Annotated in this window: 14 protein-coding genes; 13 read left to right on the top strand and 1 reads right to left on the bottom strand. The window is 71.5% G+C overall.

All coding sequences use genetic code 11. The features are described 5' to 3' along the window. Positions 1–69: 69 nt before the first annotated feature. On the bottom strand, positions 70–570 hold the full coding sequence (bldD, locus tag IE330_RS19410; RefSeq protein ID WP_016638847.1) for a transcriptional regulator BldD: 501 nt from the start codon (positions 568–570) through the stop codon (positions 70–72). A 249-nt stretch (positions 571–819) separates the two neighbouring features. Between bldD and pyrR the strand changes: the two genes are divergently transcribed. From pyrR to metK, 13 genes are all read left to right on the top strand, one after another. Next, complete coding sequence (pyrR, locus tag IE330_RS19415; protein ID WP_190137324.1) at positions 820–1,395, top strand: bifunctional pyr operon transcriptional regulator/uracil phosphoribosyltransferase PyrR; 576 nt, start codon at positions 820–822, stop codon at positions 1,393–1,395. 131 nt (positions 1,396–1,526) lie between these two features. Further along, a complete protein-coding gene (locus IE330_RS19420; RefSeq protein WP_190137325.1) occupies positions 1,527–2,507 on the top strand; it encodes an aspartate carbamoyltransferase catalytic subunit in 981 nt (326 codons plus the stop codon). Positions 2,508–2,511: 4 nt separating this feature from the next. Continuing rightward, on the top strand, positions 2,512–3,798 hold the full coding sequence (locus tag IE330_RS19425) for a dihydroorotase (protein WP_190137326.1): 1,287 nt from the start codon (positions 2,512–2,514) through the stop codon (positions 3,796–3,798). Next, positions 3,795–4,421: a PH-like domain-containing protein gene (locus tag IE330_RS19430; RefSeq protein ID WP_229925775.1), complete on the top strand. Its 627-nt coding sequence runs from the start codon at positions 3,795–3,797 to the stop codon at positions 4,419–4,421. The genes IE330_RS19425 and IE330_RS19430 overlap by 4 nt, the downstream gene beginning before the upstream one ends. After that, positions 4,418–5,560, top strand: coding sequence for a glutamine-hydrolyzing carbamoyl-phosphate synthase small subunit (carA, locus tag IE330_RS19435; protein WP_190137327.1), 1,143 nt, complete (start codon positions 4,418–4,420; stop codon positions 5,558–5,560). The genes IE330_RS19430 and carA overlap by 4 nt, the downstream gene beginning before the upstream one ends. Further along, entirely contained in the window at positions 5,553–8,861 is a 3,309-nt protein-coding gene (carB, locus tag IE330_RS19440; RefSeq protein WP_190137328.1) for a carbamoyl-phosphate synthase large subunit, read from the top strand. Before carA ends, carB begins: the two co-directional genes overlap by 8 nt. Positions 8,862–9,040: 179 nt before the next feature. Further along, positions 9,041–10,153 (top strand): quinone-dependent dihydroorotate dehydrogenase, encoded by a 1,113-nt coding sequence (locus IE330_RS19445; RefSeq protein ID WP_190137329.1) that lies wholly within the window; start codon positions 9,041–9,043, stop codon positions 10,151–10,153. Continuing rightward, positions 10,150–10,995, top strand: coding sequence for an orotidine-5'-phosphate decarboxylase (pyrF, locus tag IE330_RS19450; protein WP_190137330.1), 846 nt, complete (start codon positions 10,150–10,152; stop codon positions 10,993–10,995). The genes IE330_RS19445 and pyrF overlap by 4 nt, the downstream gene beginning before the upstream one ends. Positions 10,996–11,241: 246 nt before the next feature. After that, a complete protein-coding gene (locus tag IE330_RS19455; RefSeq protein ID WP_016638838.1) occupies positions 11,242–11,565 on the top strand; it encodes an integration host factor in 324 nt (107 codons plus the stop codon). 62 nt (positions 11,566–11,627) lie between these two features. Further along, positions 11,628–12,185 carry a guanylate kinase gene (gene gmk, locus IE330_RS19460; protein WP_190137331.1) on the top strand — a complete coding sequence of 186 codons (558 nt, stop codon included), beginning with the start codon at positions 11,628–11,630 and terminating at the stop codon, positions 12,183–12,185. Between the two features lie 26 nt (positions 12,186–12,211). Continuing rightward, entirely contained in the window at positions 12,212–12,484 is a 273-nt protein-coding gene (gene rpoZ / locus IE330_RS19465) for a DNA-directed RNA polymerase subunit omega (protein ID WP_003982715.1), read from the top strand. A 119-nt stretch (positions 12,485–12,603) separates the two neighbouring features. Continuing rightward, positions 12,604–13,821, top strand: a complete 1,218-nt coding sequence (gene coaBC, locus IE330_RS19470) for a bifunctional phosphopantothenoylcysteine decarboxylase/phosphopantothenate--cysteine ligase CoaBC (RefSeq protein WP_190137332.1) — start codon at positions 12,604–12,606, stop codon at positions 13,819–13,821. A gap of 506 nt (positions 13,822–14,327) precedes the next feature. Next, positions 14,328–15,542 (top strand): methionine adenosyltransferase, encoded by a 1,215-nt coding sequence (gene metK / locus IE330_RS19475; protein WP_190137333.1) that lies wholly within the window; start codon positions 14,328–14,330, stop codon positions 15,540–15,542. Positions 15,543–15,831 lie beyond the last annotated feature (289 nt).

Consider the following 15,831-nt stretch of genomic DNA (forward strand, 5'->3'; position numbering starts at 1 on the left):
GTGGCCGGAAACCTTCTCGGTTTCCGGCCACCCCGGCGGCACGTTTCTGCTGAGGGCTCCCGAACGGGCTCAGACTTCTTCGTGGGCGACGGCCCGGCGCGCGTCCGCGTCCAGGACGCCCCAACTGATGAGCTGCTCGGTGAGCACCGAGGGCGACTGGTCGTAGATCACGGCGAGGGTGCGCAGGTCGTCCTGGCGGATGGAGAGCACCTTGCCGTTGTAGTCGCCGCGCTGCGACTGGATCGTGGCGGCGTACCGCTGCAAGGGGCCCGCCTTCTCGGCCGGGACGTGGGCCAGGCGCTCCAGGTCCAGGACCAGCTTGGGCGGCGGCTCGGCGGCGCCGCCGGGCGGGGTGCCCGGAAGCAGTTCCTGCACGGGAACGCCGTAGAAGTCAGCCAGCTCGGCAAGGCGCTGCACGGTCACGGCGCGGTCGCCACGCTCGTACGACCCCACCACGACCGCCTTCCAGCGCCCCTGGGACTTCTCCTCCACGCCGTGGAGGGAAAGGCCCTGCTGGGTACGGATGGCGCGGAGCTTGGCCCCGAGCTGTTTGGCGTATTCGCTGGACATATAGCTCCCCGGACGCTGTGACAACGTGCGGCTCCGCCGCGCGGCTTGGTGACTCACTGTGAGGTTACGCAGCGTTACTTGGCTGCGTCAAGCCGAATGGGTCCGAGGGCCTCTTCCGGGGGGAGGTGACGGCCCGCGTTGCCGATGCTGGTACCGTGAAAGACGCTGTGGCGCCAGTCGGCGCACCTCAGCAGACATTCGACGTCCTTTAAAGTCCGTCCCGTGAGGCGGAGAAGGAGGTCCGTTTTCATGGACACGCATGCCTCCGGTGTGCCGCGGCCCGTTCTCGAAGGCCCGGACATCGCACGGGTGTTGACCCGTATCGCCCACGAAATCGTGGAGCGCGCCAAGGGCGCCGACGACGTGGTGCTGCTCGGCATTCCGACCCGCGGCGTCTTCCTCGGCCGCCGGCTCGCCGCGAAGCTCGAGGAGATCACCGGCCGCAAGGTCCCCGTCGGCTCGCTCGACATCACGATGTACCGCGACGACCTGCGCATGCACCCACCGCGTGCGCTCGCCCGTACCGAGATCCCCGGTGACGGCATCGACGGCCGCCTGGTCGTCCTCGTCGACGACGTGCTCTTCTCCGGCCGCACCATCCGTGCCGCCCTCGACGCCCTGAACGACATCGGCCGCCCGCGCGCGGTGCAGCTCGCCGTGCTCGTCGACCGCGGCCACCGGGAACTGCCCATCCGCGCCGACTACGTCGGCAAGAACCTCCCCACGTCGCTGCGGGAGACCGTCAAGGTCCAGCTCGCCGAGGAGGACGGCCGCGACGCCGTGCTGCTCGGTGCCAAGCAGGCCGCCCCGGCCGGCGAGCAGTAGCCTCCGCCCTTCCCCGACGCACCCCGCCCCCCGCGGACCGTGCGCGCGCTGCCGCGCGCCCGCGTGCCCGCCGTCCGGCACGGGGCGCCGCCAGGCACCCGCACACCCGTCATCCCTACGGAGCCCACCCGATGATGCGACACCTCATCTCGGCCGCCGACCTCACCCGCGACGACGCCGTCCTCATCCTCGACACCGCGGAGGAGATGGCCCGCGTCGCCGACCGGCCGATCAAGAAACTGCCGACGCTGCGCGGCCGTACCGTCGTCAACCTCTTCTTCGAGGACTCGACGCGCACCCGGATCTCCTTCGAGGCCGCCGAGAAGCGCCTGTCCGCCGACGTGATCAACTTCAGCGCCAAGGGGTCGAGCGTCTCCAAGGGCGAGTCCCTGAAGGACACCGCCCAGACCCTGGAGGCCATGGGTGTCGACGCCGTCGTCATCCGGCACGGAGCCTCCGGCGCGCCGTACACACTCGCGAACTCCGGCTGGATCGACGCGGCCGTGATCAACGCCGGTGACGGCACCCACCAGCACCCCACGCAGGCCCTGCTCGACGCCTTCTCCATGCGCCGCCGCCTGGTCGGCAAGGACGCCGGGATCGGCCAGGACCTCACCGGCCGCCGCGTCACGATCGTCGGCGACATCCTGCACAGCCGCGTCGCCCGCTCGAACGTCGACCTGCTGCACACCCTCGGCGCCGAGGTCACCCTGGTCGCCCCGCCCACGCTGGTGCCGGTCGGCGTCGGGAACTGGCCGTGCGAGGTCTCCTACGACCTGGACCGGGTGCTGCCCAAGTCCGACGCCGTGATGATGCTGCGCGTGCAGCGCGAGCGGATGAACGCCGCGTTCTTCCCGACCGAGCGCGAGTACTCGCGCCGCTACGGCCTCGACGCCGAGCGGATGGCGAAGATGCCCGAGCACGCCGTCGTGATGCACCCCGGCCCGATGGTCCGCGGCATGGAGATCACCGCCGAGGTCGCCGACTCGCCCCGCTGCACCGTCGTGGAGCAGGTGGCCAACGGCGTCTCCATCCGCATGGCCGTGCTGTACCTGCTGCTCGGCGGCCAGGAGCCCGCCGCCGCCTCCCACCCCCGTACCGAGGAGAAGTAAGACCATGAGCAAGATCCTGATCCGCGGTGCGCGCGTACTCGGCGGCGAGCCGCAGGACGTGCTGATCGACGGTGCCGAGATCGCCGAGGTCGGCCAGGACCTCGCGGCCGACGGCGCCGAGGTCGTCGAGGCCGGCGGCAAGGTGCTGCTTCCGGGCCTCGTCGACCTGCACACGCACCTGCGCGAGCCGGGCCGCGAGGACTCCGAGACCGTCCTCACCGGCACCCGCGCCGCCGCCAGCGGTGGCTACACCACGGTGTTCGCGATGGCCAACACCTTCCCGGTCGCCGACACCGCGGGCGTCGTCGAGCAGGTCTGGCGGCTCGGCAAGGAGTCCGGCTACTGCGACGTCCAGCCGATCGGCGCCGTCACCGTCGGCCTGGAGGGCAGGAAGCTCGCCGAGCTCGGCGCCATGCACGAGTCGGCCGCCGGGGTCACCGTCTTCTCCGACGACGGCAAGTGCGTCGACGACGCCGTGATCATGCGGCGCGCCCTGGAGTACGTGAAGGCCTTCGGCGGCGTCGTCGCCCAGCACGCCCAGGAGCCCCGGCTCACCGAGGGCGCCCAGATGAACGAGGGCGTCGTCTCGGCCGAGCTCGGGCTCGGCGGCTGGCCCGCCGTCGCCGAGGAGTCGATCATCGCCAGGGACGTGCTCCTCGCCGAGCACGTCGGCTCCCGCGTGCACATCTGCCACCTGTCCACGGCGGGCTCCGTGGAGATCGTCCGCTGGGCCAAGTCCCGCGGCATCGACGTCACCGCCGAGGTCACCCCGCACCACCTGCTCCTCACCGACGAGCTGGTGCGCAGCTACAACCCGGTCTACAAGGTCAACCCGCCGCTGCGCACGGAAGCCGACGTCATGGCGCTGCGCGAGGCCCTCGCCGACGGCACCATCGACATCGTCGCCACCGACCACGCCCCGCACCCGCACGAGGACAAGGACTGCGAGTGGGCCGCGGCCGCCATGGGCATGGTGGGCCTGGAGACCGCCCTGTCCGTGGTCCAGCACACGATGGTCGACACCGGCCTGCTGACCTGGGCCGGCGTCGCCGAACGCATGTCCGTCAAGCCCGCCGAGATCGGGCGGGCGACGGGCCAGGGCCGCCCGGTCGCGCCCGGCGAGCCCGCCAACCTCACCCTCGTCGATCCGGCATACCGTGGCACCGTGGACCCCGCGGGCTTCGCCTCCCGGAGCCGCAACACCCCCTACGAGGGCCGCGAGCTGCCGGGACGCGTCACCCACACCTGGCTGCGGGGTCGGGCCACGCTCGTCGACGGGAAGCTCCAGTGACACCGCACCTCCGCACCTCCTCCGCCCTGCCCCAGCTCGCCGCCGACGAGAAGTCGGCTCAGGTCACCGACTGGGCCGCCCGGCTCGGCTGGGTCGTCGGCATCCTGCTCTTCATCGCGCTCGTCTACTGGCTGATGCGCGAGGGCTGGAAGTGGCGCGGCACCCTCCAGAGCGACCTGCCGGATCTCCCTGGCGTGCCGTCCGACCCCGGCCCGGTGAGACTGGAGCTGACCGGCCGCTACCACGGCTCCACCACGGCGGGCCAGTGGCTGGACCGCATCGTGGCGCACGGCCTGGGCACCCGCAGCCGGGTGGAGCTGACCCTGACCGACGCGGGCCTGGACGTGGTCCGCCCCGGGGCGCGGGACTTCTTCATCCCGAGGCAGGCCCTGCGCGAGGCCCGGCTCGACAAGGGCATCGCGGGCAAGGTCCTCGCCGAGGGCGGCCTGCTGATCGTCACCTGGGCCCACGGCGACAAGCTGCTCGACTCCGGCTTCCGCTCCGACCGCGCCGCCGAGCAGGCGGAGTGGGTCGAGACCCTCAACAACATGATCAACAGCACCGAGATCACCGGCGCCGGCGCCGCGATCGACAGCACGACGGAAACGGAAGGCGCACGATGACGACCTCCACACGGGGAGCCACCAAGATCCCCGCCGTACTCGTCCTGGAGGACGGCCGAGTCTTCCGCGGCCGCGCCTACGGCGCGGTGGGGGAGACCTTCGGCGAGGCCGTCTTCTCCACCGGCATGACCGGCTACCAGGAGACCCTCACCGACCCGTCGTACCACCGCCAGGTCGTGGTGATGACCGCCCCGCACGTCGGCAACACCGGCGTCAACGACGAGGACCCCGAGTCCCAGAAGATCTGGGTCGCGGGCTACGTGGTGCGCGACCCCGCCCGGGTGCCGTCGAGCTGGCGCTCGCGCCGCACCCTGGACGAGGAGCTGGCGCGCCAGGGCGTCGTCGGCATCAGCGGCATCGACACCCGCGCCCTCACCCGCCACCTGCGCGAGCGCGGCGCCATGCGCGTCGGCGTCTTCTCCGGCGAGGCCCTCGCGCCCGACGCCGAGCTGCTCGCCCGGGTGCAGGGGCAGCCCCAGATGAAGGGCGCGGACCTGTCCGCCGAGGTCGCCACCAAGGAGGCGTACGTCGTCCCCGCGATCGGCGAGAAGAAGTTCACCGTCGCCGCGATCGACCTCGGCATCAAGGGCATGACCCCGCAGCGCATGGCCGAGCGGGGCATCGAGGTGCACGTGCTGCCCGCCACCGCGACCGCCGAGGACGTGTACGCCGTCGAGCCCGACGGGGTGTTCTTCTCCAACGGCCCCGGCGACCCCGCCACCGCCGAAGGACCCGTCGCCCTCATGCGCGAGGTCCTTCAGCGCGGCACGCCGCTGTTCGGCATCTGCTTCGGCAACCAGATCCTCGGCCGCGCCCTCGGCTTCGGCACGTACAAGCTGAAGTACGGCCACCGCGGCATCAACCAGCCCGTGCAGGACCGCACCACGGGCAAGGTCGAGGTCACCGCGCACAACCACGGCTTCGCCGTCGACGCGCCGCTCGACCGGGTCTCCGACACCCCCTACGGCCGCGCCGAGGTCTCCCACGTGTGCCTGAACGACCAGGTGGTGGAGGGGCTCCAGCTCCTCGACCGACCCGCGTTCAGCGTCCAGTACCACCCCGAGGCGGCCGCGGGCCCGCACGACGCCGCGTACCTCTTCGACCGTTTCACTTCCCTGATGGAGGGCCAGCGTGCCTAAGCGCACCGATATCCAGTCCGTCCTGGTCATCGGCTCCGGCCCGATCGTCATCGGCCAGGCAGCGGAGTTCGACTACTCGGGGACGCAGGCGTGCCGCGTCCTGAAGTCCGAGGGACTGCGCGTCATCCTCGTCAACTCGAACCCCGCGACGATCATGACCGACCCGGAGATCGCCGACGCCACGTACGTCGAGCCGATCACCCCGGAGTTCGTCGAGAAGATCATCGCCAAGGAGCGCCCCGACGCGCTCCTGCCCACCCTCGGCGGCCAGACCGCGCTCAACACCGCGATCTCCCTGCACGGGCAGGGCGTCCTGGAGAAGTACGGCGTCGAGCTGATCGGGGCGAACGTCGAGGCGATCAACAAGGGCGAGGACCGCGACCTGTTCAAGGAGGTCGTCGAGGCCGTCCGCGGCAAGATCGGCCACGGCGAGTCCGCGCGCTCGGTGATCTGCCACTCCATGGACGACGTCCTGAACGGCGTCGAGGAGCTCGGCGGCTACCCCGTCGTCGTCCGCCCCTCCTTCACCATGGGCGGCGCGGGCTCCGGCTTCGCGCACAACGAGGACGAGCTGCGCCGCATCGCAGGACAGGGCCTCACCCTCTCGCCGACCACCGAGGTGCTCCTGGAGGAGTCCATCCTCGGCTGGAAGGAGTACGAGCTGGAGCTGATGCGCGACAAGAACGACAACGTCGTGGTCGTCTGCTCCATCGAGAACTTCGACCCCATGGGCGTGCACACCGGTGACTCCATCACCGTCGCGCCCGCGATGACCCTCACCGACCGCGAGTACCAGATCCTGCGGGACGTCGGCATCGCGATCATCCGCGAGGTCGGCGTCGACACCGGCGGCTGCAACATCCAGTTCGCGGTGAACCCGGCCGACGGCCGCGTCATCGTCATCGAGATGAACCCGCGCGTCTCGCGGTCCTCTGCGCTCGCGTCGAAGGCCACCGGCTTCCCGATCGCGAAGATCGCTGCCAAGCTGGCCGTGGGCTACACCCTCGACGAGATCCCCAACGACATCACCGAGAAGACCCCGGCATCCTTCGAGCCGACCCTCGACTACGTCGTCGTCAAGGCCCCGCGCTTCGCCTTCGAGAAGTTCCCGCAGGCGGACTCGACGCTCACCACCACGATGAAGTCGGTCGGCGAGGCCATGGCCATCGGCCGCAACTTCACCGAGGCCCTCCAGAAGGCCCTGCGCTCCCTGGAGAAGAAGGGCAGCCAGTTCGCCTTCACCGGCAAGACCGGCGACAAGAACACCCTGCTGCGCGCCGCCGTGCGCCCCACCGACGGCCGCATCAACACCGTCATGCAGGCCATCCGCGCCGGCGCCACCCCCGAGGAGGTCTTCGACGCCACGAAGATCGACCCGTGGTTCGTCGACCAGCTCTTCCTGATCAAGGAGATCGCGGACGAGCTGGCCGAGGCCGACGAGCTCACCGCCGAGCTGCTCGGCGAGGCCAAGCGGCACGGCTTCTCCGACACGCAGATCGCCGAGATCCGCGGCCTGCGCGAGGACGTGGTGCGCGAGGTGCGGCACGCCCTCGGCGTGCGCCCCGTCTACAAGACGGTCGACACCTGCGCCGCCGAATTCGCCGCGAAGACGCCGTACTTCTACTCCTCCTACGACGAGGAGAGCGAGGTCGCGCCGCGCGAGAAGCCCGCCGTGATCATCCTCGGCTCCGGCCCGAACCGCATCGGCCAGGGCATCGAGTTCGACTACTCCTGCGTGCACGCCTCCTTCGCGCTCAGCGACGCGGGCTACGAGACCGTCATGGTCAACTGCAACCCGGAGACCGTCTCCACCGACTACGACACCTCCGACCGGCTCTACTTCGAGCCGCTCACCCTGGAGGACGTCCTGGAGATCGTGCACGCCGAGTCCGTCGCGGGTCCGGTCGCGGGCGTCGTCGTCCAGCTCGGCGGCCAGACCCCGCTCGGCCTCTCCCAGGCCCTGAAGGACAACGGCGTCCCGGTCGTCGGCACCTCGCCCGAGGCCATCCACGCCGCCGAGGACCGCGGCGCCTTCGGCCGCGTGCTCGCCGAGGCCGGCCTGCCCGCGCCCAAGCACGGCACCGCCACCACCTTCGCCGAGGCCAAGGAGATCGCCGACGAGATCGGCTACCCGGTGCTCGTACGGCCCTCGTACGTCCTCGGCGGGCGTGGCATGGAGATCGTGTACGAGGAGGCCCGCCTCCAGGCGTACATCGCCGAGTCCACCGAGATCAGCGCCGACCGCCCGGTCCTCGTCGACCGCTTCCTCGACGACGCCATCGAGATCGACGTGGACGCGCTCTACGACGGCCACGAGCTGTACCTGGGCGGCGTCATGGAGCACATCGAGGAGGCCGGCATCCACTCCGGCGACTCGGCGTGCGCCCTGCCCCCGATCACCCTCGGCGGCCACGACATCAAGCGCCTGCGCACCTCCACGGAGGCCATCGCGCGCGGCGTCGGCGTCCGCGGCCTGATCAACATCCAGTTCGCCATGGCCGGGGACATCCTGTACGTCCTGGAGGCCAACCCGCGCGCCTCGCGCACGGTGCCCTTCACCTCCAAGGCCACCGCGGTCCCGCTGGCCAAGGCCGCCGCCCGCATCTCGCTGGGCGCGACCGTCGCGGAGCTGCGCGCCGAGGGGCTGCTGCCCGCCCACGGCGACGGCGGCGAGCTGCCGCTGGACGCGCCGATCTCCGTCAAGGAGGCCGTCATGCCCTGGTCGCGCTTCCGCGACATCCAGGGCCGCGGCGTCGACACGGTGCTCGGCCCGGAGATGCGCTCCACCGGCGAGGTCATGGGCATCGACTCCGTCTTCGGCACGGCGTACGCCAAGTCGCAGGCGGGCGCCTACGGGCCGCTGCCGACCAAGGGCCGCGCGTTCATCTCCGTCGCCAACCGCGACAAGCGCTCGATGATCTTCCCGGCCCGGGAGCTGGTCGCCCACGGCTTCGAGCTGCTCGCCACGTCCGGCACGGCCGAGGTGCTGCGGCGCAACGGCATCAACGCCACCGTCGTGCGCAAGCAGTCCGAGGGCGAGGGCCCGAACGGCGAGCGGACCATCGTCCAGCTCATCCACGACGGCGAGGTCGACCTCATCGTCAACACGCCCTACGGCACCGGCGGCCGCCTCGACGGCTACGACATCCGCACCGCGGCCGTCGCCCGGTCCGTGCCGTGCCTGACGACGGTCCAGGGCCTCGCCGCCGCGGTGCAGGGCATCGACGCGCTCCACCACGGCGGAGTGGGCGTGCGCTCGCTCCAGGAACACGCACAGCACCTGATCGCCGCCCGCGACTAGGCGCTCCGCGGGTTGCGCTGCGCCCGGCGTCGTTCGTCCGCGACTCCGTCGTGGCTGGTCGCGCAGTTCCCCGCGCCCCTTCGGGGCGCATCCGTACCGCAGCCGACTTCGCACGCTCGCCCAGCAACCCATGAGGGGGACACCGAACGCGGTGTCCCCCTCCTCATGAGGACTCCAGCATGTACGTACTCTTCTTCCGGCTCTTCTTCCAGCGCATGGACCCCGAGCGCGCCCACCACCTCGCCTTCGGCTGGATCCGGCTCGCCGCGCGCGTCCCCGTCCTGCGCACGTTCCTCGCCGCCGCGCTCGCGCCCCGCTACAAGGAGCTGCGCACCGAGGCCTTCGGCCTGCGCATGCACGGGCCCTTCGGGCTCGCCGCCGGGTTCGACAAGAACGCCGTCGCGATCGACGGCATGGCGATGCTCGGCTTCGACCACGTCGAGATCGGCACCGTCACGGGCGAGCCGCAGCCCGGCAACCCCAAGAAGCGGCTGTTCCGCCTGGTCCAGGACCGCGCCCTGATCAACCGCATGGGCTTCAACAACGACGGCTCGGCCGCGGTGGCCGCCCGCCTCGCCGCCCGCGAGCCCGTCTTCAAGGGCGTCGTCGGCGTCAACATCGGCAAGACCAAGGTCGTCCCGGAGGCCGAGGCCGCCGCCGACTACGTGAAGTCCACCGAGCGCCTGGCCCGCCACGCCGACTACCTCGTCGTCAACGTGTCCTCGCCCAACACGCCCGGCCTGCGCAACCTCCAGGCCACCGAGTCCCTGCGCCCGCTCCTGACGGCCGTGCGCGAGGCCGCCGACCGCAGCGTCGAGGGCCGCCGCGTCCCGCTGCTCGTGAAGATCGCGCCCGACCTGGCCGACGAGGACGTCGACGCGGTCGCCGACCTCGCCGTCGAACTCGGCCTCGACGGCATCATCGCCACCAACACGACCATCGCCCGCGAGGGCCTCGGCCTCGTCTCCGACCCGGCGCTCACCGCCGAGACCGGCGGACTCTCCGGCGCGCCCCTGAAGGAGCGCTCCCTGGACGTCCTGCGGCGCCTCTACGCGCGCGTGGGCGACCGGATCACCCTCGTGGGCGTCGGCGGCGTCGAGACCGCCGAGGACGCCTGGCAGCGCATCCTCGCCGGCGCCACCCTGGTGCAGGGTTACAGCGCCTTCGTCTACGAGGGCCCGTTCTGGGCCCGCGCGATCCACAAGGGGCTCGCCGCCCGGCTCGCCGCCTCCCCGTACGCCACGCTCGCCGAAGCGATCGGCGCCGACACGCGAAAGGCCTCCACCGCATGAGCCATCAGGAACCCTTCGGTACGCGGCTGCGCCACGCCATGGACACCCGCGGCCCGCTCTGCGTGGGCATCGACCCGCACGCCTCGCTCCTGGCCGCGTGGGGCCTGGACGACGACATCCAGGGCCTGGAGACCTTCACGCGCACCGTCGTGGAGGCCCTCGCCGACCAGGTCGCCGTCTTCAAGCCACAGGCGGCCTTCTTCGAGCGCTTCGGCTCGCGCGGCGTCGCCGTCCTGGAGCGGGCCGTCGCCGACCTGCGCGCCGCGGGCGGCCTCGTCGTCATGGACGCCAAGCGGGGCGACATCGGCTCCACCATGGCCGCGTACGCTGAGGCCTTCCTGCGCCCGGGCGCGCCGCTGTTCTCGGACGCCCTGACGGTCTCGCCGTACCTCGGCTACGAGTCCCTGCGGCCCGCCGCGGACCTGGCCCGCGAGAGCGGCGCGGGCCTGTTCGTGCTCGCCCTGACCTCCAACCCGGAGGGCGCGGAGGTGCAGCGCGCGCAGCGCGCCGACGGGCGCACGATCGGCGCGACCATGCTGGCGCACCTCGCGCGCGAGAACGCCGGGGCCGAGCCCATGGGCTCCTACGGCGCGGTGGTCGGCGCCACCCTCGGCGACCTGTCCTCCTTCGACCTCGCCATCAACGGCCCGCTCCTCGCCCCCGGCATCGGGGCGCAGGGCGCGACCCCCGCCGACCTGCCCCGCGTCTTCGGCGCGGCCGTGCGCAACGTCGTACCGAACGTGAGCCGCGGCGTGCTCACGGCGGGCCCCGACGCGGGGGCGCTGCGCGGGGCGGCCGCGCGGTTCGCGGACGAGGTACGGCGGGCGGTCGGCGGGGCGTAACCGTCCCGAACTGACACGTTGTTTACGCGACACCCGGCCAAATCCGGGGCATTTTGTCCGGTATGCCTGGCTCGACAGAGGCTGACCTGGACTTTTCGCTTGTTCTCGCTGACTCCGGCGGCCATGGCCGCTAGTCTCCGAGCAGAGCCAACGGGCAAGCGCGTTGCACGTTGCTCCCCTGGTGTGGGGCGACTAGGTTCCTCACCGGTCCGTATCCGACAGTTCGATCTTCGAGGTGACGTAGGCGTGGCTCTTCCGCCCCTTACCCCTGAACAGCGCGCAGCCGCGCTCGAAAAGGCCGCCGCGGCTCGCCGGGAGCGGGCCGAGGTCAAGAATCGACTCAAGCACTCCGGCGCCTCCCTTCACGAGGTCATCAAGCAGGGCCAGGAGAACGACGTCATCGGCAAGATGAAGGTCTCCGCCCTCCTTGAGTCCCTGCCGGGCGTGGGCAAGGTCCGCGCCAAGCAGATCATGGAGCGCCTCGGCATCTCCGAAAGCCGCCGCGTGCGGGGCCTCGGCTCCAACCAGATCGCCTCCCTGGAGCGCGAGTTCGGCGGCAGCGGCGCCTGACGGCTCCGAGCCGTCGCGCGAACCTGGTCTCGGGCACCCCTGAGAACCTGGATAATCGCTGCATGAGTGAACGTCCGCGGCTGACCGTGCTCTCCGGCCCCTCCGGGGTCGGCAAGAGCACGGTCGTCGCCCATATGCGCAAGGAACACCCCGAGGTCTGGCTCTCGGTCTCGGCGACGACCCGCAAGCCGCGCCCCGGCGAGCGCCATGGTGTGCACTACTTCTTCGTCTCCGACGAGGAGATGGACAAGCTGATCGCCAACGGCGAGCTCCTGGAGTGGGCGGAATTCGCGGGCAACCGCTACGGCACGCCCCGGCGCGCGGTCATGGACCGGCTCGAGGCGGGCGAGCCCGTCCTGCTGGAGATCGACCTCCAGGGCGCGCGGCAGGTCCGGGCGTCGATGGCCGACGCCCAGCTCGTCTTCCTCGCCCCGCCGAGCTGGGACGAGCTGGTGCGCCGCCTCACCGGCCGCGGCACCGAGGCCGCCGAGGTGATCGAGCGCAGGCTCCGGGCCGCGCGCGTGGAGCTGGCCGCGGAGCCCGAGTTCGACACCACCCTGGTCAACACCTCGGTCGAGGACGTGGCGCGCGAGCTGCTAGCCTTGATGAAAGTTGTTTGATCTTCACCCCCTTCGGAAGGCAGAGAGTGTCCTCTTCCATCACCGCGCCCGAGGGCATCATCAACCCGCCGATTGATGAACTGCTCGAGGCCACCGACTCGAAGTACAGCCTCGTGATCTACGCCGCCAAGCGCGCCCGTCAGATCAACGCGTACTACTCGCAGCTCGGCGAGGGCCTCCTCGAGTACGTCGGCCCGCTCGTGGACACCCACGTCCACGAGAAGCCGCTGTCGATCGCGCTCCGCGAGATCAACGCGGGCCTGCTGACGTCCGAGGCCGTCGAGGGCCCGGCGCAGTAAGCAGTCATACGTTCACCACAGGCCCGGCAGCGCGACTGCCGGGCCTGTGGTGTGTCATGGAGTCGTGCGCGCCCGTGAGCGCGTACGCGTCGGAGTGCGGGCAAGTGCGGGGAGGCACCGTGGACAAGCCGAAGGTCGTTCTGGGGGTCAGCGGCGGGATCGCCGCCTACAAGGCGTGCGAGCTGCTCAGGCGGCTCACGGAGTCCGGCCACGACGTGCGCGTCGTGCCGACGCGGTCGGCGCTGCAGTTCGTCGGCGCCCCGACCTGGTCGGCGCTGTCCGGCCACCCCGTCTCCACGGAGGTCTGGTCCGACGTCCACGAGGTCCCCCACGTCCGCATCGGCCAGGGCGCCGACCTGGTGATCGTGGCGCCCGCCACCGCCGACATGCTCGCCAAGGCCGCCCACGGCCTCGCCGACGACCTCCTGACGAACACCCTGCTCACGGCGCGCTGCCCGGTGGTCTTCGCGCCCGCCATGCACACGGAGATGTGGGAGCACCCGGCCACCCAGGAGAACGTGGCGACCCTGCGCCGCCGCGGCGCCCTCGTCGTCGAACCCGCCGTCGGCCGCCTCACGGGCGTCGACACCGGCAAGGGCCGCTTCCCCGAGCCGGCCGAGCTGTTCGAGGTCGTACGCCGGGTCCTTGCGCGCGGCACCGGCGGCCAGGACCTCGCCGGCCGCCACGTCGTGGTCAGCGCGGGCGGCACCCGTGAGCCCCTCGACCCCGTGCGCTTCCTCGGCAACCGCTCCTCCGGCAAGCAGGGCTACGCCCTCGCCCGCAGCGCCGCCGCGCGCGGCGCCCGGGTCACGCTCGTCTCGGCCAACGCGGCGCTGCCGGAGCCGGCGGGCGTCGACGTGGTGCCCGTGGGCACCGCCGTACAGCTCCGCGAGGCCGTCCTGAAGGCCGCCGCCGACGCCGACGCGGTGGTGATGGCCGCGGCCGTGGCCGACTTCCGCCCGGCCGCGTACGCCGCCGGGAAGATCAAGAAGAAGGACGGCGAGGACCCCGCCCCCGTCGCCCTCGTCCGCAACCCCGACATCCTCGCCGAGCTCGCGGCCGACCGCCCGCGCCCGGGCCAGGTCGTCGTCGGCTTCGCCGCCGAGACCGACGACGTCCTGGCCAACGGGCGCGCCAAGCTCGCCCGCAAGGGCTGCGACCTGCTCGTGGTCAACGAGGTGGGCGAGCGCAAGACCTTCGGCTCCGAGCGGAACGAGGCCGTGGTGCTCGGCTCCGACGGCAGCGAGACCCCGGTGCCGTACGGCCCCAAGGACGACCTCGCGGACACCGTCTGGGACCTCGTCGCCCCCCGCCTCGCCGGCCCGCCCCTCGACTGAGGCCGCGAGTGCGACGCCGGACGGCCCGTGCCGAAGGCCGTGCACGGGCCCAAGGCATCTGCGTTGCCCTGATCCGACCCGCATGGACCCGTGACGGCCTGCTCCATCCAGTACCGATGGAATCAGTCGCGTACTGACCGGATTCGGCCCGAAGCGACCTGAGTGACCTGATCCGACCCGATTGACCTGATCCGGCCTGAGTGACCTGATCCGGCCTGAACGGCGCGGCGGTGGCACAACCGGAAGGCGCTATTCACCCCACGGGGCGCCGTGGGCCCGCCTTAAACACGTCCTGAACCCGTCGTACGCGGGCCCCGGACCCTCTGGTGGAGACCGATCGTCGTATCGCACAATGCAGTGCCGCAGGTCACAGGCCTCGACTGGGACGAGGCGGGTGGCCCTGCGGCCCTGCACGACCGATAAACTGGTCTCGGACGACGTCGAGCGCAGCTCTCGGCCCGTCCGCCAATGATCAGCCAGCAGCCGCTGCAACCACAGGGAGCGATGTGTCCCGCCGTCTCTTCACCTCGGAGTCCGTGACCGAGGGCCACCCCGACAAGATCGCTGACCAGATCAGCGACACCATTCTCGACGCGCTTCTGCGCGAGGACCCGACGTCCCGGGTCGCCGTCGAAACGCTCATCACGACCGGCCTCGTGCACGTCGCCGGTGAGGTCACGACCAAGGCGTACGCGCCGATCGCGCAGCTCGTGCGCGACAAGATCCTCGAGATCGGCTACGACTCCTCGAAGAAGGGCTTCGACGGCGCCTCCTGCGGCGTGTCGGTGTCCATCGGCGCGCAGTCCCCGGACATCGCGCAGGGTGTCGACACGGCGTACGAGCAGCGTGTCGAGGGCGACGAGGACGAGCTGGACAAGCAGGGCGCCGGCGACCAGGGCCTGATGTTCGGCTACGCCTGCGACGAGACCCCGGAGCTCATGCCGCTCCCGATCCACCTCGCGCACCGCCTCTCGCGCCGCCTGTCCGAGGTCCGCAAGAACGGCACCATCCCCTACCTGCGCCCCGACGGAAAGACGCAGGTCACCATCGAGTACGACGGCGACAAGGCCGTCCGCCTCGACACGGTCGTGGTCTCCTCCCAGCACGCCTCGGACATCGACCTGGACTCCCTGCTCGCCCCGGACATCCGCGAGTTCGTGGTCGAGCCGGAGCTGAAGGCCCTGGTCGACGACGGCATCAAGCTGGAGACCGAGGGCTACCGCCTGCTGGTCAACCCCACCGGCCGCTTCGAGATCGGCGGCCCGATGGGTGACGCCGGTCTGACCGGCCGCAAGATCATCATCGACACGTACGGCGGCATGGCCCGCCACGGCGGCGGCGCCTTCTCCGGCAAGGACCCGTCCAAGGTCGACCGCTCCGCCGCCTACGCCATGCGCTGGGTCGCGAAGAACGTCGTCGCGGCCGGCCTCGCCGCCCGCTGCGAGGTCCAGGTCGCCTACGCGATCGGCAAGGCCGAGCCGGTCGGCCTGTTCGTCGAGACCTTCGGCACCAACACGGTCGACACCGACAAGATCGAGCAGGCCATCGGCGAGGTCTTCGACCTCCGCCCGGCCGCGATCATCCGCGACCTCGACCTGCTCCGCCCGATCTACTCCCAGACCGCCGCGTACGGCCACTTCGGCCGGGCGCTGCCGGACTTCACCTGGGAGAAGACGGACCGCGTCGACGCCCTGCGCAAGGCCGCGGGCCTGGAGGGCTGACACCCTCCCCTCCGGCTCCACCGAGGCCCGGCGCCCCTGTTCGGGGGCGCCGGGCCTCGGCGCGTCAGGAGGGGGCGGCCGGTCGCGGCGGGTCCGTGTCCGGTGCCGCCCCGTCCCCGTTCCTGTCCCGTGCCCGCCGTCGTACGGCGACGAGATGTCCTGCCACCGGGACGGGGACCCCTGCCCGCCCGCGCCGGCGGATGTCGAGAAGGCGAAAGCAGCCAGTCGGCGGGCGCGGGAGGTGGGGTGTCCCGGCGGGCTGGGGTGTCGGAGTCGTCTGGTAGGAATG

Origin of the sequence: Streptomyces longispororuber (assembly GCF_014656095.1) — a bacterium.
In the GTDB taxonomy this organism is placed as follows: Bacteria; Actinomycetota; Actinomycetes; order Streptomycetales; family Streptomycetaceae; genus Streptomyces; species Streptomyces longispororuber.